The organism is Paraburkholderia sediminicola (assembly GCF_046026675.1).
Lineage (GTDB): Bacteria > Pseudomonadota > Gammaproteobacteria > Burkholderiales > Burkholderiaceae > Paraburkholderia > Paraburkholderia sediminicola_F.
Genome location: NZ_JAQQEY010000002.1, coordinates 1,944,511 through 1,965,103, shown reverse-complemented (window position 1 = coordinate 1,965,103; position 20,593 = coordinate 1,944,511). Strand labels below are relative to the sequence as shown.

At 62.2% G+C, this 20,593-nt stretch carries 20 protein-coding genes; 9 read left to right on the top strand and 11 right to left on the bottom strand.

Features of this window, described 5'->3' with window-relative positions; all coding sequences use genetic code 11:
- Positions 1-228: 228 nt before the first annotated feature.
- The 3 genes from msrA to PQQ86_RS28490 form a co-directional block, all read right to left on the bottom strand.
- Positions 229-972, bottom strand: a complete 744-nt coding sequence (gene msrA / locus PQQ86_RS28500) for a peptide-methionine (S)-S-oxide reductase MsrA (protein WP_408274588.1) — start codon at positions 970-972, stop codon at positions 229-231.
- 19 nt (positions 973-991) lie between these two features.
- Complete coding sequence (gene msrB / locus PQQ86_RS28495; protein ID WP_408274584.1) at positions 992-1,504, bottom strand: peptide-methionine (R)-S-oxide reductase MsrB; 513 nt, start codon at positions 1,502-1,504, stop codon at positions 992-994.
- A 135-nt stretch (positions 1,505-1,639) separates the two neighbouring features.
- Positions 1,640-2,167, bottom strand: coding sequence for an Lrp/AsnC family transcriptional regulator (locus PQQ86_RS28490; protein ID WP_408274580.1), 528 nt, complete (start codon positions 2,165-2,167; stop codon positions 1,640-1,642).
- A 161-nt stretch (positions 2,168-2,328) separates the two neighbouring features.
- On the opposite strand from PQQ86_RS28490, the gene PQQ86_RS28485 reads away from it, so the two are divergent.
- Positions 2,329-3,345, top strand: coding sequence for a 1-aminocyclopropane-1-carboxylate deaminase (locus PQQ86_RS28485; RefSeq protein ID WP_408274577.1), 1,017 nt, complete (start codon positions 2,329-2,331; stop codon positions 3,343-3,345).
- A gap of 447 nt (positions 3,346-3,792) precedes the next feature.
- On the opposite strand, the gene PQQ86_RS28480 is transcribed toward PQQ86_RS28485, so the two are convergent.
- Positions 3,793-4,683: a LysR family transcriptional regulator gene (locus tag PQQ86_RS28480; protein WP_408274574.1), complete on the bottom strand. Its 891-nt coding sequence runs from the start codon at positions 4,681-4,683 to the stop codon at positions 3,793-3,795.
- 136 nt (positions 4,684-4,819) lie between these two features.
- Here PQQ86_RS28480 and PQQ86_RS28475 point away from each other — a divergent pair, with 136 nt between their 5' ends.
- Both PQQ86_RS28475 and PQQ86_RS28470 read left to right on the top strand, forming a co-directional pair.
- On the top strand, positions 4,820-5,545 hold the full coding sequence (locus PQQ86_RS28475; protein WP_408274571.1) for a pirin family protein: 726 nt from the start codon (positions 4,820-4,822) through the stop codon (positions 5,543-5,545).
- A 96-nt stretch (positions 5,546-5,641) separates the two neighbouring features.
- Positions 5,642-6,055 carry a DoxX family protein gene (locus PQQ86_RS28470; protein WP_408274568.1) on the top strand — a complete coding sequence of 138 codons (414 nt, stop codon included), beginning with the start codon at positions 5,642-5,644 and terminating at the stop codon, positions 6,053-6,055.
- A gap of 87 nt (positions 6,056-6,142) precedes the next feature.
- On the opposite strand, the gene PQQ86_RS28465 is transcribed toward PQQ86_RS28470, so the two are convergent.
- The 4 genes from PQQ86_RS28465 to prpR form a co-directional block, all read right to left on the bottom strand.
- A complete protein-coding gene (locus PQQ86_RS28465; protein WP_408274563.1) occupies positions 6,143-7,297 on the bottom strand; it encodes an alkane 1-monooxygenase in 1,155 nt (384 codons plus the stop codon).
- Between the two features lie 362 nt (positions 7,298-7,659).
- Positions 7,660-9,252 (bottom strand): alkyl hydroperoxide reductase subunit F, encoded by a 1,593-nt coding sequence (gene ahpF, locus PQQ86_RS28460; protein WP_408274558.1) that lies wholly within the window; start codon positions 9,250-9,252, stop codon positions 7,660-7,662.
- Between the two features lie 152 nt (positions 9,253-9,404).
- Positions 9,405-9,968 (bottom strand): alkyl hydroperoxide reductase subunit C, encoded by a 564-nt coding sequence (gene ahpC, locus PQQ86_RS28455; RefSeq protein WP_408274556.1) that lies wholly within the window; start codon positions 9,966-9,968, stop codon positions 9,405-9,407.
- A 148-nt stretch (positions 9,969-10,116) separates the two neighbouring features.
- Positions 10,117-12,114 (bottom strand): propionate catabolism operon regulatory protein PrpR, encoded by a 1,998-nt coding sequence (gene prpR / locus PQQ86_RS28450; RefSeq protein ID WP_408274553.1) that lies wholly within the window; start codon positions 12,112-12,114, stop codon positions 10,117-10,119.
- Positions 12,115-12,286: 172 nt separating this feature from the next.
- Here prpR and PQQ86_RS28445 point away from each other — a divergent pair, with 172 nt between their 5' ends.
- The 4 genes from PQQ86_RS28445 to PQQ86_RS28430 all read left to right on the top strand — a co-directional run bounded on the left by PQQ86_RS28445 (position 12,287) and on the right by PQQ86_RS28430 (position 16,312).
- The gene (locus tag PQQ86_RS28445; protein WP_408274551.1) at positions 12,287-13,168 is read left to right on the top strand and encodes an isocitrate lyase/PEP mutase family protein; all 882 of its coding nucleotides are present in this window, start codon (positions 12,287-12,289) and stop codon (positions 13,166-13,168) included.
- 275 nt (positions 13,169-13,443) lie between these two features.
- Complete coding sequence (locus PQQ86_RS28440) at positions 13,444-14,880, top strand: MFS transporter (protein WP_408274549.1); 1,437 nt, start codon at positions 13,444-13,446, stop codon at positions 14,878-14,880.
- A gap of 168 nt (positions 14,881-15,048) precedes the next feature.
- Positions 15,049-15,429: a GNAT family N-acetyltransferase gene (locus tag PQQ86_RS28435; protein WP_408279383.1), complete on the top strand. Its 381-nt coding sequence runs from the start codon at positions 15,049-15,051 to the stop codon at positions 15,427-15,429.
- Positions 15,430-15,667: 238 nt separating this feature from the next.
- A complete protein-coding gene (locus PQQ86_RS28430; RefSeq protein ID WP_408274546.1) occupies positions 15,668-16,312 on the top strand; it encodes a cation diffusion facilitator family transporter in 645 nt (214 codons plus the stop codon).
- A 6-nt stretch (positions 16,313-16,318) separates the two neighbouring features.
- Here the strand turns inward: PQQ86_RS28430 and PQQ86_RS28425 are convergent, their stop codons facing one another.
- Entirely contained in the window at positions 16,319-17,200 is an 882-nt protein-coding gene (locus PQQ86_RS28425; protein ID WP_408274543.1) for a 2OG-Fe(II) oxygenase, read from the bottom strand.
- 98 nt (positions 17,201-17,298) lie between these two features.
- Positions 17,299-17,778 (bottom strand): nuclear transport factor 2 family protein, encoded by a 480-nt coding sequence (locus tag PQQ86_RS28420; RefSeq protein ID WP_408274540.1) that lies wholly within the window; start codon positions 17,776-17,778, stop codon positions 17,299-17,301.
- Between the two features lie 368 nt (positions 17,779-18,146).
- Here PQQ86_RS28420 and PQQ86_RS28415 point away from each other — a divergent pair, with 368 nt between their 5' ends.
- Together PQQ86_RS28415 and PQQ86_RS28410 are read left to right on the top strand one after the other, a co-directional pair.
- Entirely contained in the window at positions 18,147-18,689 is a 543-nt protein-coding gene (locus PQQ86_RS28415; RefSeq protein WP_408274537.1) for a hypothetical protein, read from the top strand.
- A 140-nt stretch (positions 18,690-18,829) separates the two neighbouring features.
- Entirely contained in the window at positions 18,830-20,182 is a 1,353-nt protein-coding gene (locus tag PQQ86_RS28410; protein ID WP_408274534.1) for a DUF2325 domain-containing protein, read from the top strand.
- A gap of 19 nt (positions 20,183-20,201) precedes the next feature.
- Here PQQ86_RS28410 and PQQ86_RS28405 read toward each other — a convergent pair whose 3' ends face one another.
- Positions 20,202-20,525 (bottom strand): winged helix-turn-helix domain-containing protein, encoded by a 324-nt coding sequence (locus tag PQQ86_RS28405; protein ID WP_093636141.1) that lies wholly within the window; start codon positions 20,523-20,525, stop codon positions 20,202-20,204.
- Positions 20,526-20,593: the final 68 nt, after the last annotated feature.

The window sequence follows — 20,593 nt, the reverse complement described above, 5'->3', positions numbered from 1 at the left end:
GTTACGTGCGAACGCTTCGCCGACGCACACTGCTGTGCAAAATGCGGGCCTGGTCACCGGAGTGTCGGCTCGGATCGGGTCGGAGAAGCGGAAGGACAGACCGACGGACGCCGGCAAGCGCGCCGTGGCGATGATGACAGGCAGAATACAACCACAAAAAAGAGTGGCCGGCGCTGCGCGATGCGGCGCCGGCAAGGGAAGATAGCCGCCGGCGTGGCGCTCGCCCTTTTACTGCGCCGCTTCGACCAGCACCGCCTTGTCGCGATAGAGATTCGGAAACAGACGCTTCAGGTTGGCAACCTTCGGCATGTCGTTGATGGCGATATACGCTGAGTTTGGATGCAACGTCAGGTAGTTCTGATGGTAGGACTCGGCCGGATAGAAGCCCTTGAACGGCTCGGTTTTCGTGACGATCGGCGCCGGAAAGGCATGCGCCTTCTCGAGTTGAGCAATGTAGTTTTGCGCGACGTGCCGCTGCGTGTCATTCAGCGGGAACACCGCCGAGCGATATTGCGTGCCGCTGTCCGGCCCCTGGCGGTTCAACTCGGTTGGGTCCTGAATCACCGAGAAGTAGACCTGCAGCAACTGCCCATAGGTGACCCTGGTAGGGTCGAACGTGACCTGTACGGATTCCGCATGGCCTGTCTCGCCGCCACTGACGGTCTCGTACTGTGCGGTGTCGCGCTGGCCGCCCGAATAGCCTGACACCGCCTTCGTGACGCCCCGCACGTGCTGGAATACGCCCTGCACGCCCCAGAAACAGCCGCCCGCGAATACGGCGGTTTCTTCGTGCGCGGTTGCGGCGGAGATCGGTTCGTCGACTGCGGGCGGCGCAATGACAACCCCTGCTTCCGACGAAAATGCCATACGCTGCGCCAGCAGCAGCGCCAGCGCGCCAAGCCCGACCGAAAGCGCGATAGCCACCCCGCGCGAGCGGGCCGGTTTGCCGATAGTGCGTTTCTCGATGCTCATGATGTCCGTCCTGATTCGATCAACTCGTGCCGCGCGCGGCAGGCGTGAAAGTCAACGCGAGGCCGTTCATGCAATAGCGCAGGCCGGTCGGTTTGGGGCCGTCGTCGAATACGTGGCCCAGATGGCCGCCGCAGCGCCGGCACAGTACTTCGTCGCGGGTCATGCCGAACGACTTGTCGGTATGCGTGATCACGGCGTGATCCATCGGCTGCCAGAAGCTCGGCCATCCAGTGCCGCTATCGAACTTCGTTTTCGACGAAAACAACGGCAGCGCGCAACCGGCGCATGCGAATGTGCCGACGCGGTGCTCGTCATTCAGCGGGCTGCTGAATGGGCGTTCCGTGCCCGCTTCGCGCAACACGCGAAATTGCGCATCCGTGAGCAGCTTGTGCCATTCGGCGTCGCTGCGCGCAACCTCGTAGGCCGCTGCTGTGCCTAATTCCGCCGCGCCTGCCGTGCGCCATGCAGCGGTACCGCCGGCGAGCGACGCCGCGCCGATTAACCTGAAGAATGTCCGTCTGTTGCAAGCCATGATGATCGCCCCGGAAAGTCCGTACCGTCCACCCGCTCAGGCGCCAAGCGCGCCGCCCGTGAGGGGTCCCGACACTTAGTCGTCCAGCAAGGGGATTTATGACAGCATGCGCGCCTTTTTACGTGACGGCAGCGACTACAGCGGAAATTTCGTGGTCGACAGGATTTCCTTGAGCACCATGAACGAGCGGATTTGCCGGACGCCGGGCAAATAGAGCAGCTGTTCCGCATGCAGACGATTGAAGCTGTCGCTATCGCGCGTGCGGATCGTCATGAAATAGTCGAACTCGCCGGTCACGACGTGGCACTCCATGCACCCTGCCACCTTCTGCGCCGCTTTTTCGAACTCGGCAAACGACTCCGGCGTGGACCGGTCCAGCACCACGCCGATGATGACCAGCATCCCCGCGCCGGCCGCCTTCGGGTCGATCAACGCGACCACGCCGCGAATCAGTCCCGACTCCTTCAGCCGCTCGACGCGCCGCAGACACGCCGGCGCGCTCAGTTTGACTTTGGCCGCGAGCGCGACGTTCGAGATCGACGCATCGGTTTGCAGTTGACGCAGGATCGCCCGGTCGATGCGATCGAGCGTGTGAAGCGGATCGGCTTCCGCGAATGAGGCGTCGGCAGTCATAGGTGCCCTACGAACTTTTGTTGCGTTCATTGATTCCAGTCCGGCTGTTTATTAGATCATTTTGGAGTGAGTAGTTTTAAAAGTATGCGGAACAGAATTTATTTGCAAGCTCATTTCTAGCGCTTTTCCTTAACATTTGTTGTAACGCGACTGCTTGCTGCTCGCGTCAAACCTACCATTCCGGAGCTGCCATGAACCTGCAACGATTCCCTCGCTACCCGCTGACTTTTGGGCCCACGCCGATCCAGCCGCTGAAGCGTTTGAGCGACCACCTGGGCGGCAAGGTGCATCTATATGCGAAGCGTGAGGACTGCAACAGCGGTTTTGCCTTCGGCGGCAACAAGACGCGCAAGCTGGAGTATCTGATCCCGGAGGCGTTGGCGCAGGGTTGTGACACGCTGGTTTCGATTGGCGGCATCCAGTCGAACCAGACCCGCCAGGTGGCGGCGGTTGCGGCGCATCTGGGGATGAAGTGTGTGCTGGTGCAGGAGAACTGGGTCAACTATTCGGACGCCGTGTATGACCGGGTCGGCAACATCCAGATGTCGCGCATTCTGGGCGCGGACGTCCGCCTGGTTGCTGACGGCTTCGACATCGGCATTCGCAAGAGTTGGGAGGACGCATTAGAGAGCGTACGGGTTGCGGGCGGCAAGCCGTACGCAATCCCTGCTGGCTGTTCCGACCATCCGCTGGGCGGCCTCGGGTTCGTCGGCTTTGCCGAAGAGGTACGTCAGCAGGAAGCCGAGCTGGGCTTCAAATTCGACTACATCGTGGTGTGTTCCGTGACCGGCAGCACCCAGGCCGGCATGGTAGTGGGTTTCGCTGCCGACGGCCGCGCTGAGCGCGTGATCGGCATTGATGCATCCGCGAAACCGGCACAAACGCGCGAGCAGATCACCCGAATCGCGAAGCAGACCGCCGAAAAAGTCGGCCTGGAGCGCGACATCACCGGGAAGGACGTGGTTCTGGACGAACGCTACGCCGGCCCCGAATACGGCTTGCCGAACGAAGGCACGCTGGAGGCGATCCGTCTATGCGCGCGCCTCGAGGGCGTGCTGACCGACCCGGTGTACGAGGGCAAGTCGATGCATGGGATGATCGACATGGTGCGAAACGGCGAATTCCCGGAAGGCTCACGGGTGCTGTACGCGCACTTGGGCGGCGTGCCGGCACTGAACGGCTACAGCTTCATTTTCCGCAACGGGTAAGCAGCGGTAGGCCCGCGGGCGGCGGGCGGCGGGCGGCGGGCGGCGGGCGGCGGGCGGCGGGCGGCGATTAGTCTGCCGCGACGAAGTCCGCCGCTGCTGCGCGAAATGTTGCTGAACTGGCGAAGTCGAAGACTGAAACGCGGCGGGCGGGCGGTTTTTGAGGTGCTCTTCGGCGCGCGCAGCGCCGCCGGAAGTATGACGCCCTTGTCACAAGCGCGTGCAGGTGCACGAACCCGGATTCCAGATGCACCACTACCCGCAGCAGACCACGGGCCCCGCTTAGCAGTAGCGGTTTGAGCTGCTTTCTTTTGCCTACTTTTCTTTGCAGCCGGCAAAGAAAAGTAGGTGCCGCCCCGCACAGGGGCAACGCTAATAGACCACTAACAAATCAAGAAAAGGCCAAAGCCCCAGGCACACAGACGAACAAGCGCCGCGCAGGCAAAAAAATCAAGCCACTAACCTCTTCCTCAATTGCTCCCGCAAAAACTCAACAAAAACCCGAATACTGACAGAGCTCTGCCGATGCTGCGGATAGACGGCATAGACAGTAACCGCCGTAGGCAAAAACTCTTCCAACACAGTCACCAACAGCCCACCCCGAACCGCCTCAGCAACAATAAAATCAGGAAGCCGAACAATCCCCAACCCAGCCACAGCCGCATCGCGAATCAAGTCCCCATTATTAGCCCGAAGTGGCCCATTCACCTCAACCCCCTTCGAAACCCCATCAACAACAAAATCCCAACTCACAACCCCACCATGCCCATACAACAGACATGAATGCCGCGCAAGATCGCCAGGCACAACCGGCGCCCCCCGCCTCCGCACGTACCCAGGACTACAGCACACCACCATCCTGACATCCACAAGCTTCTGCGCAATCAAAGTGGAGTCCGGCAACGTACCGATCCGAATCGCCATATCGAACCCCTCGCCCACCACGTCGACGGTTCGATCACTCAACTCCATGTCGAAGCGCACATCGCCATGCTCGCGCAGGAAGCTCGCCACCAATGGCGACAAATGCATCATCCCAAACGACATCGGCGCACTAACCCGCAAGAGCCCCCGTGGCCCGGCGCGCCGCAACGACATCGCCTGCTCGGCGTCTTCCACCTCACCGAGAATGCGCCGCGCACGCTCATAGAACTCCTGGCCGAGTTCAGTCACGGCCAGCTTGCGTGTATTGCGGATCAGCAATTGCACGCCGAGCGCCTCTTCCAGCGCCATAACGCGCCGGCTGACGAACTGCTTCGACAGCGCCAGCCGCTTTGCCGCGGCGGTGAAGTTATGGGCGTCGACCGTGGCGACAAAGATCCGCATATCATCGAGTTGCATCGTATTGTCCACCTCATGGAGACAGTATTTCCTATTTGCATCTGATTATAGCCATCCTGATTGACCTACACTGTCATTCATGGATCGCGGCCAAACATCCGGCCGGATCGCACAACCGGAAACAAGGAGAAATACGATGCTCGATATCAGACACGCCAATCAACGCGGCCGCGCGGAGCACGGCTGGCTTAGCTCGCGTCATACGTTTTCCTTCGCGAACTATCACGATCCGAAGCAGAACGGCTTTTCCGACCTGCTTGTGATCAACGACGACCGTGTCGCACCAGGACAAGGATTCGGCAAGCATCCGCACCGCGACATGGAGATTTTTTCGTACGTGCTGGAAGGTGCGCTGGAACATAAGGACACGATGGGCACCGGCTCGGTGATCGTGCCCGGCGACATCCAGTTGATGAGCGCAGGAACCGGTGTCGCGCATAGCGAATACAACCATTCGAAGACCGACCCGGTGCACTTCATGCAGATCTGGATTGCGCCGGCGCAGAAAGGCACCACGCCGCGCTATCAGCAACGGCGCTTTGGCGCGGACGAGAAGCGCGGTGCGCTGCGCCTCGTGATGTCGCCTGACGGTGCGGACGACTCGCTGGTACTGCAACAGGACGCGCGGGTCTATGCCGGTCTTTTCGACGGTGAAGAAACTGCGCGCCTCGAACTGGCCAGTAATCGCTATGCTTATATCCACGTGGCGCGCGGCAGCGTCACGGTGAACGGCGTCGAACTTGGCAAAGGCGACGGCGCGCGGGTCCGCGGCGAAGAAGCCCTGACCTTCACGCAGGGTCACGACGCGGAGGTGTTGGTGTTCGATCTGCGTAACATTGAAGTATCGGAGTTGTGGGCTTAAGCGGCTCAATCCTGTCGATTGATCTGGCCGGCTTAAGCGTGGCTCGCCGCGAAGTTTGCGGCGAACCGCACCCTTCCTTACCTACAGAGAAAAATCATGCGCTATACGCTATTTGAAAACCAGAAAGACACGGTCCTTCTCGTCGCCCGCATCCTGTTGATGGTGCTGTTCGTGATGTTCGGCTGGTCGAAGCTGACCGGCTTTTCCGGCACCGTTGCTTATATGACGTCGACCGGTGCGCCTGCGCCGGAGTTGTCGGCGGTCATCGCCGTCGTGATGGAATTAGTGGTGGGCATCGCGCTGCTGGTGGGCTTCTATACGCGGCCGCTTGCGCTGCTGCTGGCGCTCTATACGCTGGGCACGGCGATCATTGGCCATCACTACTGGAACATGACGGGTGCGATGCAGTACGACAACATGATCCACTTCTACAAGAACATCAGCATCATGGGTGGACTGCTGTTGTTGTGCGTGACCGGCGCCGGCAAGTATTCGATCGACCGGCGTTAAGGCTGCGCTGCTGGTCTTCGACACGCTCGATAAAAAAGCCGCCCGGTATTGCCCGGACGGCTTTCTCTTTGCAAGAAGCAATCTACGTTAGCCGCCAAACTGCGCCAACACGCGCTCACGAATGGCCGGCCGGATATTCGACTGCGCCATGTTGCCTTGATAATGCGCGACCACCCGCGGGTTCATCACGCGGAACCACAGTGGCGGCACGTAGGCGAACATAATCATCGTCGCGTAACCGGAGGGCAATTGCGGTGCACCATCGAAATGACGCAGCGCCTGATAAGAGCGCGTTGGATTCGCATGATGATCGGCATGACGCTGCAGTTGATACAGAAACAGATTCGTCACGATACGATTGCTGTTCCATGAGTGCTGCGGCTGGCAGCGCTCGTAACGGCCGCTCGCGAGTTGCTTGCGGCCGAGCCCGTAGTGCTCCAGATAGTTGACCACTTCCAGCAGCGAGGCCCCGTACGCTGCCTGAATCAGCAGAAACGGAATCACCGTTTTACCGAACAGCGCGACCATCGCACCCCACAGCACGACGGTCATGGCCCACGAGTGCAGGACTTCATTGCGCCATGTCCAGGGCGATTTGCCGAGACGTTCGAGCCGATGCTTCTCGAGATGCCACGCCGACGCGATGCTGCCGAATACCGTGCGCGGCAGAAACCGCCAGAATGATTCGCCATAGCGCGCGCTCGCCGGATCGGGCGGCGTAGCGACGCGCACGTGGTGTCCACGATTGTGTTCGACGAAGAAATGGCCGTAGGCGACCGGAGCCAGCGTGATCTTGGCGAGCCATCGTTCGAAACCGTCCGTTTTGTGACCGAGCTCGTGCGCGGTATTGATCGATACGCCAGTCGCTGCGCCCAGCGAGAGCGCAAAACCCAGATAGTCGTACCACGTCAGAGCGTGCGTGCCGACGATCCACAGCGCGCCGAAGAACGACACGTATTCGATGAAGGTGGCCAGATAGACCACGCGGCGGTAATAGCGCTCCCGTTCGAGCGTGGGGACGACCTCCTCGGGCGGATTGCTCGGATCGTCGCCGATCAGATAGTCGAGCACCGGGATAATGCCGAACACGAAAATCGGCCCGAACCACCAGAAAATATGCCAGCCAGTCTGCAACGCCAGATTGGCCGCATGCAGCGGCAAGGTGATGGTGAGTGCGCCCAGCAGCCACAGATAGCGCTTGCTGTCGACCCACCGAGCGGGGGCCGCCTGCGATGTTGCCATTGTCTCCCTCCTTGTTTTATGTCGCCTGGTATCGGCAAACTGTGCGCTTGCGAACCAGTACGCATGTCGGCGGGACCGTGCCCGACTCCCAGATTTATATGGCCTGACGGGCGGGATAGCCAAGGAATTGGCCTAGACGGGAGGCTCCAAACGAAGGTGCCGTTGCTGCGGCATTCGGGGTGGGCGTCGAGCGGATGAATAAAACGGGTGTTTGCCGGTTTGCTGCAGTGCACCTCGGGGCGCCAGCTTTGTGATCAGTCGAAGTCGCCAAATGGCGAAGCCCGCATTGACGTGCGCTCCGGTCTCAACCACAAACAAAAACGGCGGCCCGCAGGCCGCCGTCCACTACTCACGCAACACCATCAAGCTGTCGCTTCAGTTTCCGCTTCGCTCACCACTTCATCTACGTCGCTGCTGCGGATCAAATGATCGAACGCGGAGAGCGATGCCTTCGCACCCTCGCCCACAGCAATCACGATCTGCTTGAACGGAACGGTGGTTACGTCGCCTGCGGCAAACACGCCCGGCACCGAAGTCGCGCCACGCGCATCGACGACAATCTCCCCGTGCTTCGACAATTCGACCGTGCCCTTCAGCCATTCGGTGTTCGGCACGAGACCGATCTGCACGAAGACGCCTTCGAGTTCGATGTTCTTCGTTTCGCCCGAACGCAGGTCCTTGTAGACCAGACCGTTGACCTTCTTGCCGTCGCCGGTGATTTCCGTGGTCTGTGCCTGCGTGACGATCGTCACGTTGGCAAGGCTGCGCAGCTTGCGTTGCAGCACTTCGTCGGCACGCAATTGCGCACCGAATTCGAACAGCGTCACTTCACGGACGATACCCGCGAGATCGATCGCCGCTTCGACGCCCGAATTACCGCCGCCTATCACCGCAACGCGCTTGCCCTTGAACAGCGGACCATCGCAATGCGGGCAGTACGCCACGCCGTGGTTACGGTACTCGCGCTCGCCCGGCACGTTGATTTCGCGCCAACGGGCACCTGTTGCCAGAATGATCGTCTTCGCCTTCAGCACCGCGCCGTTCGCCAGACGCACTTCGTTGATGCGGCCCGGGATCAGCGCTTCAGCGCGCTGCACGTCCATGATGTCGACTTCGTAGCTCTTCACGTGCTGTTCGAGCGCCGTGGCAAACTTCGGTCCTTCGGTTTCCGTTACGGAGACGAAGTTCTCGATCGCCAACGTATCGAGCACCTGGCCGCCGAAGCGTTCCGCCACGACCCCCGTCGCAATACCCTTGCGCGCCGCGTAAATCGCCGCAGCAGCGCCCGCCGGGCCACCGCCGACGATAAGCATATCGAACACCGGCTTCTTTTCCAGTTCCTTCGCCGCACGCGCACCGGCATTGGTGTCGAGCTTCGCGAGGATTTCCTTCACACCGCTGCGGCCCTGGCCGAACACTTCGCCGTTCATGAACATGGTCGGTACCGCCATGATCTGGCGCGCTTCGACTTCGTTCTGGAACAACGCGCCGTCGATCGCCACGTGGCGGATGCGCGGGTTGATCAGCGCCATCACGTTCAGTGCCTGGACAACTTCCGGGCAGTTCTGGCATGACAGCGAAAAATACGTTTCGAACTGATAGTCGCCGTCGAGACTGCGGATCTGTTCGATCACCGCATCGTCGAGTTTGACCGGATGGCCGCCGACCTGCAAAAGCGCGAGGACGAGCGACGTGAATTCATGCCCCATCGGAATGCCAGCGAAACGGATACCGGCTTCCTTACCCGGCTCGCCGATCGAAAACGACGGCTTGCGTTCGCTGTCGCCGCGACGTTCGACCACCGTGACGCGTTCCGACAACGTCGCGATATCGTTCAGCAATGCCAGCAGCTCTTGCGATTTCGCGCTGTCGTCGAGCGAGGCGACGATCTCGATAGGCCTGCTAACCTTTTCGAGGTAGGATTTCAACTGAGTCTTGAGATTGGCGTCCAGCATGGCTATTCGATTCCGTGACGAGGGGTGTTGGATCCCGGGCGCCGCGCGCATCCGGATAGGAGGCGCGCAGTCCGGGGACGTGCGGACCGCTGTATCAAGCGGTCCGCACGGCAATGCGCCGTGAGGCGCTTACTGCGAGAGGCTTTTAGACCTTAGATCTTGCCGATCAGGTCGAGCGACGGGGTCAGCGTTTCAGCGCCCGGCGTCCACTTGGCGGGGCAAACTTCACCCGGGTGAGCCGCGATGTATTGCGCAGCTTGAACCTTGCGCAGCAGCTCGCCGGCGTCACGGCCAATGCCGTTGTCGTGAATTTCGGCCAGCTTGATCTCGCCTTCCGGGTTGATCACGAACGTGCCACGCAATGCCAGACCTTCTTCTTCGATCAGCACGTCGAAGTTGCGCGAGATTGCCAGGGTCGGGTCAGCGATCATCGGGTACTTGATCTTCTGGATCGTGTCCGACGTGTCGTGCCATGCCTTGTGCGTGAAGTGCGTATCGGTCGAAACGCTGTAGATTTCGACGCCGAGCTTCTTGAATTCGGCGTAACGATCTGCCAGGTCGCCTAGTTCGGTCGGGCAAACAAACGTGAAGTCAGCCGGGTAGAAAACGAAAACCGACCACTTGCCCTTCAGGCTCTCTTCAGTGATGGTCTGGAAGTCGCCATTGTGATAAGCCTGTGCCTTGAACGGTTTGACTTGACTGTTGATGATCGGCATTTACTGAGTCCTCTTTCGGAGTGGTTGGAAAGTGGAATCAGTATGTCAGACGTTGCTTAATAGGTAAAGTGGTGTGTTTAAATTATTTCGATAGTATATTACTATTTGACTGGCTACCGGCGACTATTGCGTCGCACCAATCCTCGGTTCAGTCTCGCATGAGCCGCCAGAGGGTTGTGCGGCCGATTCCCAGCGCCCGGCTTGCTGCAGCGCGATTGCCGCCAGCCTGTTCGAGAGCGCGTATGACATCCTCGCGGGTGGGTGAACGGCGGCCCAAGGCGTCGCCGGTGGCGCGGGCGGGAGCCATGGCCCCATGCATGTCCGCGGCCGTCTGCCGCATCCGCCCGAACTCCGGAAACACCGCCTGCAGATCCTGCCAGCCCTCGCCGGCCGAATCGCTCAGATAAATCGCGGCGCGCGCCAGCAGATTTTCCAGCTCCCGCACATTGCCGGGCCACGCATAGTGCTCGAACAAAGGTGCGAGAAACGCCAGCACCCGCTCGAGCGCGGCGCCTGACAACCCATACTGGAGCGCGCTGCGGTTCAACAAATGCCGCGCCAGTTGCGCGACATCGCCACGTCGTTCGCGCAACGGCGGCAATTCTATCTGGAGCAGATTCAGCCGAAAATACAGGTCCGCGCGAAAGCCGCCCTGCTCGACCAGCGCGTGCAGATCGCGATGCGTGGCAGCAATCACCCGCACGTCGACGGGTGTCGCGCGCCCAGAGCCGAGCTTCATGACTTCGCGCTCCTGCAACACCCGCAGCAGCCGGCTTTGCAGCGCCGCCGGCATCTCGCCGATTTCGTCGAGGAAGATCGTCCCGGTGTGGGCGATTTCGAAGAGCCCTTGCTTGCCGCCCCGGCGCGCACCGGTGAACGCGCCTTCCTCGTGACCGAACAGTTCGCTCTCGATCAACCCTTCAGGGAGCGCCGCGCAATTGAAGGCGACAAACGGATTGCCGCGCCGCCGGCTGGCGTTGTGGATGCCCTGCGCGACCAGTTCCTTGCCGGTGCCGCTTTCGCCGCACAAGAGCACGGTGGCGTCGTGAGCCGCGCCCGCGCGTGCGAGCCGCCGCACCCGCTCGAGCGCCGCCGAACTGCCGATCAGGTCCTCCAGATGGTGCCGCGCGACCAGATGTTTCGGCCGCTGGCTGGTGCGCAGCGAGCGGTCAATCCGCTGCGCGACCAGCGCGTCCTGCACCATGACCACCGAGCCCGAGCGCACGCCCTGCTCGAGGATCGGCACACAGTTGACGATCAGCGCGCGGCCGCCGATCTGCTCGATACGCTCCTCGACCGGCAGGTCATGCTCAAGCGTCTCGCGCAGTAAAGGGCCGACAGTGCGCGTCAATTGCGCCGGGACGTCCTGTTCGCGGTCGAGGCCGAGCAGATCGAGCATGGCCGGATTGACTGCTTCGAGCTGACCGGCGTCGTCGAAGGCGGCCACGCCGTCGCGCAGATGGGCCACGATCGTGTTCAGGCGTACCCGCTTCGATTCCTTCTGGCGGCTCACGCGCGCCAGTTCGACCGAGCGCTCGAACGCTTCTTCGACCGCGCCCAGCGAGTACAGGAAGACGCTTTCCAGGCCGGCTTGCTGGGCAAAATCGCAAGCCATGCCGGGGCCGATGATGACGCTGCAGCCCTCTGCTGCGAGGCCCGCGACCGCGAGCCGCACTTCATCGATCGAGCGGTAGGCGCGCTGTTTCAGGCCAACATTCAGCCACGCGCTCAGGTCCGCGAGTTCGTGCGAGATGGTTTCGTGCAGGACAAGGCCGATCTTTGCGCCGGGCCAGGTCGTCGTGGCGCGGGTGATCGCGCTCAACACGTCGAAGCCGTTCACCTTGACCATCACCACCGGCACGCTCAGATTGTCGCGCAGGTAGGCGCCGTTCGATCCGGCTGCCAGCACGACATCGACCGAGCCCGCATCCACATAGGTTTGCAGGGCCGTGACGGCAGCGCCGTAGCCTTCCCTGACCGAAAAGAACCTGGCCCGCCCGGTATAGCGCGGCGCAACCGTCTCGCAAAGCGATTGCAACCGGCTGATACTGACCAGGGCGATGCCTGGGTGACCGGAATTGGAATTGGCAAGGGACGACGTGAAAGTGGACACCGCGACGCTCCGCTCGTAGGTGGAACGTTCCATGAAACGTTTCATGGAACATATCGGCTATTCTGCCATGAACAGCGGCGCGGCCCCTTTCCGCCTAAGCTTTTGATTGTCCGGCACAAATCGTGAAACGCGGCAAATGGCATGCTTCCTGCAAATTCAGCTCAGCGTTCTATCACCCACTTCCCATCTGGAGACACACACCGTCATGAGCACTTCCGCTAATCGACGCGCCGCGTTCCGCGCCAAAGTCAACCAACGCCAGGGTCTGCTCGTGCCGGGCGCCTTCAACGCAATGAGCGCGCGGGTGATTGAAGACGCGGGTTTCGAGGCGATCTACATCACGGGCGCGGGAGTCACGAATATGTCGCTCGGGCTGCCCGATCTTGGCTTCATCGGTCTCGCCGAAGTCGCCGAGCATTGCGCACGGATTCGCGACGCGGTTGCGCTGCCGCTGATCGTCGACGCCGACACCGGCTTCGGTAACGCACTGAATGTGCGCCAGACGGTGCGCGTGCTCGAGCGCAGCGGCGCCGACGTGATCCAGTTCGAAGACCAGATCATGCCGAAGAAATGCGGCCATTTCTCCGGCAAGGAAGTCGTCAGCACGAGTGAGATGGTCGGCAAGATCCGCGCCGCCGTCGACGCCCGCGAAGACGGCAACCTGCAGATCATGGCGCGCACCGATTCGGCCGCGGTCCACGGCATTGAAGACGCGATCGAGCGTGGCCATCGCTTCATCGAGGCTGGCGCGGACATTCTGTTTATCGAAGCGACCGAATCGCTCGCCGATATCGAGCGGTTGCCGTCGCTGTTCGACACGCCGCAATTGATCAACATCGTGATCGGCGGCAAGACGCCGGTGCAATCGCGTGAAGCGCTCGCCAAGCTCGGCTACGGCATCGTCCTGTATGCGAACGCGGCGCTGCAAGGCGCGGTGCTCGGCATGCAACGCGCGCTCGGCACGTTGAAGAGCAATGGTCGCCTCGACGAAGACGCATCCCTCGTCGCGCCGTTCAGTGAACGCCAGCGTCTTGTGAACAAGCCGCTGTACGACAAGCTCGATCGCGAATACGCAGCGAAGGATTGAGCGGCAAGAAAGCCATGTTTCCGGCGCGGTCCTCGCCACGTTGGCTTGGTGCGCCGCTGTCTGCAGCGGCTTGTTGCGTTACGATGCAGAGCTGGCTTACGCCAGACAGGCCGCGACCTCGTTACCCGTCCAACGAGGCGTACCGGAAACACGTTTTCGAAAGGTTGTCGCAAGAACATGAAGTCAACACGATCGCGCGGGACACGCCGACACGCTAAAGACGCCGGAGGCGTCGTCGAATTCACACGCAACGGCAAGGCGTCGAGGACGGCGCCATGACCGGCGGCGCACGCAATTCACATGTCGGCTGGCTGCCGTATATCGTCGCGGCCACCTTCTTCATGGAATATCTCGACACCACGGTGATCGCCACTGCCTTGCCGCAGATGGCGCACTCGTTCGGCGTCGGGCCGAACAGCCTGAGCCTCGGCATGACGGCCTACATGCTGGCGCTGGCGATTTTCATCCCGGTGAGCGGCTGGGTCGCCGACCGCTGCGGCTCGCGCACGGTGTTCTTCAGCGCGATCGGCGTATTCACGGTGGCTTCCGTGTTGTGCGGCTTGTCGCACAACGTGACCGAATTTACGGCCGCGCGGCTGCTGCAAGGCATGGGCGGCGCGATGATGGTGCCGGTGGGCCGTTTGATCGTGGTCCGCAGCACGGAAAAGAGCCGAATGATGCAGGCGATCTCGACCATCACCTGGCCGGCCATCGCTGCGCCGGTGGTCGGACCACCGGTGGGCGGCTTCATCACCACCTATGCGTCATGGCGCTGGATCTTTCTGCTGAACGTGCCGTTCGGTCTGGCAGCGATGGCCGTTGCGCTCGCGCTGGTGCCGAATCTGCGTGGCACGGAACGCAAGCCGCTCGACGTCGTCGGCCTCCTGCTGAGCGCCACGACGCTCACGGCGATTCTGTACGGCGCTGAACTGGCGAGCCAGCCCGGCGAAAATCCCTGGGTGGCTGGCGCGTTCATCGTCGGCGGATTGCTGATGGGCGTGGTGGCGTTCCAGCATGCGAAGCGTCACCCGCATCCGCTAATCGACGTATCCACGCTGAAGATCCCGACTTTTTCCGTGACGGTGGTAACCGGCTCGTTCACCCGGATCGGCATTGGCGCGGTGCCGTATCTGATGCCGCTGCTGTTCCAGATCGGCTTCGGATTGTCGGCGTTCAAGTCGGGCCTGTTGTTGCTCGCGAGCGCGCTCGGCAATCTCGGCATGAAGGCGCTGACCACGCGCATCCTGCAACGCTACGGTTTCCGCATGGTGTCGATTATCGACGTGGCGGTGGCCGGCGTTTTTATCATTGCCTGCGGGCTGTTGACGCCGAACGTGCCGCTCGTGCTGGTGCTGTTCGTCGTCTTCATCTACGGCGTGGCGCGCTCGATGCAATTCTCGACGCTTGCCACGCTAGCCTACGCCGACGTCGCACAGCCGCAGATGAGCGCGGCCAGCACGCTATGGAGCGCTGCCGCCCAGATGACGATCGGTCTGGGCATCGCCTTCGGCGCCGTCTCGCTGCGCGCAGCGGCGTTCTTCAACGGCGAGACGACCGGCCGTGTATTCACCCTGGACGATTTTCGTCTCGCGTTTCTGTTTGCCGGCGTGCTGACGCTGGTGTCCGTGACCGGCTACCTGGGTCTCGCGCGCGACGCCGGACAGAGCATCGGCGGCGGTTCGCGCGGCACCGAAGATCCGGCGAAGGGCTGAGCTCGCAGCGGGCTGGAGGAATGGAAAGGTTTGAAGCGGAGTTGAAGCAGCAGCGCAGCGCCCAACCGGCGCCGCATCCTTTGACTGCCTGACCGGAACAAGCGGAGACACGCAGTGCGAACAAACGATCTGACGATTTCGAGCAGCAAGGCCGACCTCGACATAGAGATGGTCTACGCGTTTCTGTCGCAGGAAACGGCGTGGGCGAAGGGCATGCCGCGCGAGACGTTCGACCGGGCGATAGCGGGGTCGCTATGTTTCGGCGCGTATATCGAAGGCAGGCAAATCGCGTTTGCCCGCCTGATAACGGACCAGGCGACATTCGCGTACCTGTGCGATGTGTTCGTGCTGCCGGCGTACCGTGGCAACGGATACGCCTCGGCGTTGATGAAGCATGTATTCGGCAGCCCATCGCTGACCGGTTTGCGCAGAATCGTGCTGGTGACGACAGACGCTCACCACGTCTACGAACCGCACGGCTTCACGGGACTGGCAACGCCGGAGCGTTATATGGAAGTGCACAACCCGGACGTTTACAAGACGGCTTGAGGAAAGCGCGGGCGGCTGGTGACGGGGCCGCCTGTTGGCGCAGCACGCGCAGGCCGGGCGCCCTGCCCGGCTTCGCCGGGGCGGACGAGCTGGTCCTGATCGCCGGCAGCCGTTACAGCACTGTCATCTGCACGCCACGTTCGACGGGTATTTTTCTGCGACAACGTAACCCGTCCCGACCCGATGCCACAGCCTTCCGTGCGCGACAGCCACAGCCGCACCACACAAGGCGGCCGCCTTGCTTAAAGCCGCCTCCACCAGTGCGCTGCTCAACGCCTTTCTCATGGCGCTGCAGATTGCCATCGGCCTGACGGCGCATTCGGACGGGTTGGTCGCGGACGGCGTCCACACCTTGAGCGACCTGGCCGCCGACGGCGTCGTGCTCATCGTGCTGTATCTCAGCTCGAAACACCTGAATGCAACGCCGCGTGAGGGGGACGGCAACACCGCGCAAGCGATGGCATCCCTCTTCATCGCCGCCCTGCTGATTGTCACAGCAGCCGAAATGCTCTGGCACAGCATCGGGCAAACCGCCACGTTGAGTGGCAACACGACGATGCAGGTCGGTGCACTCGCCATTAGCGGCTTCGTCACGATCGCCAAGGAAGCATTGTTCCGCTACCTGCGCGCCGAAGGCCAGCGCACCGGCTCGGCGATTCTGCTGGCAAGTGCATGGCACGCGCGAATGGATGCAGTGTCGGCGCTGGTCGCTACATTGGGAGTGGCCGGCAGCATCGCGGGCATGCCGATGCTCGACCACGTGGCCGGCGCGGCGATCGGCCTGATGATCATGCGCATGGGTTGCGTCGGCGCGCGCAGTGCATTGAAGCAACTGTCAGCCGGTGCTCCAGGAAAAACCGCCGCACCGCACGCGGCCGAATAGCGCGCGTCAGCCGTAGGCGCGCTCGCGCATCCACTTCGTCATGATCCATTTGTCGCCGCCGAGCACCGGCGCGCCGCCGTGCAAGGTCAGGGGATCGAGTTGGCGCTGGCCGTTCATATAGCGGAAATATACCGCGCCGCCCTTGACCGCCGCGACTGACATGCCCGCTTCCGGAAAGATCGTCTCGCCGCCGTCGGGCACGTCGTTCAAATAGATCACCAGAGTCGACACGCGCTGGCCGCCCTGGGCGGTATGCACCGCACTGCCGGGCTGATCGGGCGGGAAATAATCGAAGTGCGGGCGATATTCGCCTGTCGTGCCGTAATGCAGGATCTGCAGCCCCTCGCCGTTTTCAACCGGCCAGTTCATCAGACTCGAAATGCGGCGGTCCATCTTTTCGATGAACGCGTCCTCCCCGCGCTGGTACCAGATGCCTTCGCTGGTGCGGTTGCGGATCACGTCTTCCTTGCCGGTGGCGGGATTGACCGTGGTCGAGCGTTTCAGTCGATGACGCGAGCGCTCGATCATCTCGTCGCATTCGTCAGGCGAAAGTACATCTCCGAACACGATTACCTGGGGCCGCTCGCAGCGCATCAACACGCGGACGTCGCGATCGTGCGCACGGATCACATTGCCGCGCGCTACTGGCGACTCGTCGTATTGGTAGGTTTGCGGCGAGGTTTTGACCAGGGTGGCCTCGGTCGCTACGGCCGCCGGGGCCGCTCCTGCGTCCGCCGGGTTCATGCCGAACGCTTTGCGCACTTCCGCGCGCGCGGCTTCCGTGGCGAAACCGGCTTGCACCATCGCGCCGATCATCGAGTCGATGCTGCAACCGCGCGCTACGTTGCTGCTCAGCCACGCTTCCCATGACGCATCCACTACCGGCATAGAACTCCCCGCTTGTCGATATCACGAAATACTGCATCAACTGGCCGGTTCATAGCAAGACTGGGTGGATTGCGCCGGGCTGAACCCGGGTTGACCCGTTAAGCGCGGTGCTGTCGGCTTCGATAGAGGTCGAGGCCTTTTCTCGCCTGCGCCCTGATCGCGCCCTGCACGAAAGGTGTCCAGCCGAGCAGCAGGCCCTTGATCCCCAAAGCCTGACGGGCCCAACGCCAAAGGTCGAAGGTATCGCGGTGTTCGACGATGCGGCCCTCGCGAAACACGAAGCGGGCGTCGATGCTGTTCACCACCGTGCGGCCCGTCTGACTGAATGTGTAACGGGCTACCCAGTGGGCGCGGCCGTTGAGCTCGTCCGCTTCGACGCCGTCGAACGTCAGCGAGAAGTCCTGTGCGCGCGACATCAGCATGCGCCACATGTCGCGGGCCTCTTCGCCGCGCAGCTCGCCAAAGGCCGGATCGCTGAAGACCACATCGTCGGCATAGCAGGCAGCCATCCTGTCCGCGTCGCGTTGCTGGAACGCGGTGTAAAAACGCTCGATCAGTTCGGTGTTGGGATGGCTCATTTTCTTGTGTTTATGCGTGACCCGGTCGGCCGGTCGTGGAAACGGCCCGGAAAGGAGCGCGCGCCAGGATTTGAGTTTGGCCGCGCACGCAGCACACGATATCGGAAAATGGGGCGGCCGGGGCCGCGACGCCCGCCCGGTAAAACCAGCGCCGCTACCCTCACGCCACCTTTCGTTATATCCTGTCGAATATCACGGTATGCTTTTGTGCGGCGCAGCGACCCGCCCGCCAATCGCGTACGACAAAGCGAAACAAGCAGGAGCCAGCAGCAGTGCCTAGTCGACCCCCATTGCGACCCCCATTGCGACCCACCTCGTCCGACCCGGCGGGACACCGCCCGAAAAGACTGCCGTCGACCATCGTCGCGGTGAAATCGGTATCAGAACGTGGCCGCGCCGAACTGATCCGTGACGTCGTCGATGCTTACCGGCGCCTTTACGGCAGCGTGCAGCGCTTCGTGCTGATGCTGACCGGCGACCAATTGAACTTCGCGTCGGTGGGCACGTCGGGCTCGCACTCATTGAACCAGCTGCTGTCGATCCTGGCCGAACAGGCCAAGGCGGCGGCTTTTGCCCGTCTGCGCGATCTGAAAGCGTCGATCGAAGAGGCGCGCTCGGCCGAGCAACTTCGCGACGCGATCTTCTCGGATGCGTTCAGCAACGACCTGGCAGCGCTACGCAAGGTGGTGGCGGAACTCGAACGGCTCGATACCGCGTTTATCGGTCTGTGCGTTGGACATGTTCTGGATCAGCATGCACGGACAACCGGCGGCACAACGCCGGCCGTCACCCGTCGCGCCGCCGGCCGCACTACCGCGGCAGTTCCCGTCACTGCTTCTGCCGCCGCTTCTACCACGATCACTCAGCGCAAAGCACGCGCTGAGCGGACGCTCGTCCACCCGAACGACTAATTCGTCATTGCCGCATATGAACGTTTTCTCTTGCCGATCGTTATATCTTTTCGAATATATCGCCAGCAGCGCCTGCATGGCGCGGATGTCCAGCACGCACGTTCAGTCAGCCTGACGCCAGATCCGGATTCGAGGTCCTCATGCACACGCCGCCGTTTCGTCTCGCCCAGCCTTCGCGCCTCAAACTGTCCGGCGACGAGCTTGCCGGCACCGGTTTGCGCGCGGCCGATCCGTGCTGCACGCCCGCCAAGGCATCGCTCTCGAACACCAAACGGCGCGCGCGCCTCGCCGAGCTCGATGGCCAGCTGCATTGCTCGATCATCGGCACCTGTCTCAGCACGCACGAACTGCGCAAGCTGGTGCCTAAATTCACCAGCCTCGATCGCCGGGACGCGAGCGATCTGGAGATTCATCACTCGGCCGTCGAACTCGCGATCGATGGCGGCGCGGGCGCCAAAGCCCTGCACAAGTTGCTCGACGAGCACTATGCGGCGGCGATCCGCCGCTTCGACAAAGCCGCCGACGACGTCGAGCTGCTGAAGCTCTGGGACGAAGCGCTGAAAAGCGGCGAGATCCCGCCGGCTTACTGGGCTTTGATGACGCATCCGTGCGCGACCCTGCAAGTGCGTCAGAAAGCGTTCGGCGAATTGCACATGCTGTCGCATCTGGTCGGCGCGGCGAATCGCGCGGACATCCGCAGACTGGTTGCGCTCGAAGCGGAAAACGCCGAGTTGAAAGAGAAAGTCGAGCGGCAGCAAAGCCGCTTGCAGGAAATCAGCACACAGCGCGACGCGGTGATCGCCACGCTCAACGAGCAGATCGCGCAACTCACCGCCCGGGCCACGCGCCAGACGCCGACGGATCCTTCCGATCTCGAAGCCGAGATATCGAGGCTGCGCGACAAGCTCGCCGACAGCGACCAGCGGGTGGCGCTCCATACGAGCCGCCGTGAGGCCGCTGAACAACGCGCGCTGCAGGAACAGGGCGCGGCACTCGCGTTACGCAAGAGCCGTGATGAGACGTTGGCGCAGCTCCTGTTAGTGCAAAACGAATGCGACGCGCTGGAACGCGCGACGGTGAATTCAGCGGACAGCAGCCATGGCGCGCAGACGCGGCAAGCCAGCCTCGACAGCGTGCGCGGCAAACGGATTGTCTACGTGGGCGGCCGTCCCGGCTCGAATGCCGCGCTCAAGCGGCTGGTGGAGGCCGCCGGTGGCGATTTCGTGGTGCACGACGGCGGCGTGGAAGACCGCAAAGGTCTGCTAGCCGCCGCGCTGCCGGGCGCGGATATCGTCGTGTTTCCGGTCGACTGCGTCGATCATGATTCGATGAATACGCTCAAACGGGTATGCGAGCGCCATCAGATCGACTATCACCCGTTGCGCACGGCAAGCGTGGCGAGCTTTGTCGAATTGGTGGACCGGCTGCGCCCCGAGCATCTTGCCCAGTTGGGCAATCCGCCGCCCTCGGCGTTTTGCCTGCGCCACGGTTGAACTGTGAGTGAGGCCGCGCTCAGGAACGAATCAGCCGGGTCAACTCGGCGATCTGTTTCGCGCAGCTTCGTTGGGCCTCGTCTTCGACATCGCGGTACAGATGAATGATGCGTTCGCCGACCGGCGTGAGCGTACAACCGCCGCCGCTTTGACCGCCCTGCTCCGAGTGCGTGGCCGGCGTTTTGAGCGAGCGGTTCAGCTCGTCGATCAGCAGCCATGCGCGCCGGTACGACATGCCGAGGCTGCGCGCCGCAGCCGAGATCGAGCCGTATTCGCGCACGGCCTCCAGCAGTTCGACTTTGCCCGGTCCGAGCGCGACAGCGTCGCCGCTGCGGATGCGCATTCTGAAGCGCACTTCGGGGCGTGGTTTCGCGGATTTTGTCGCGGGGCTTGGTTTGGTTTTCGCGGTAT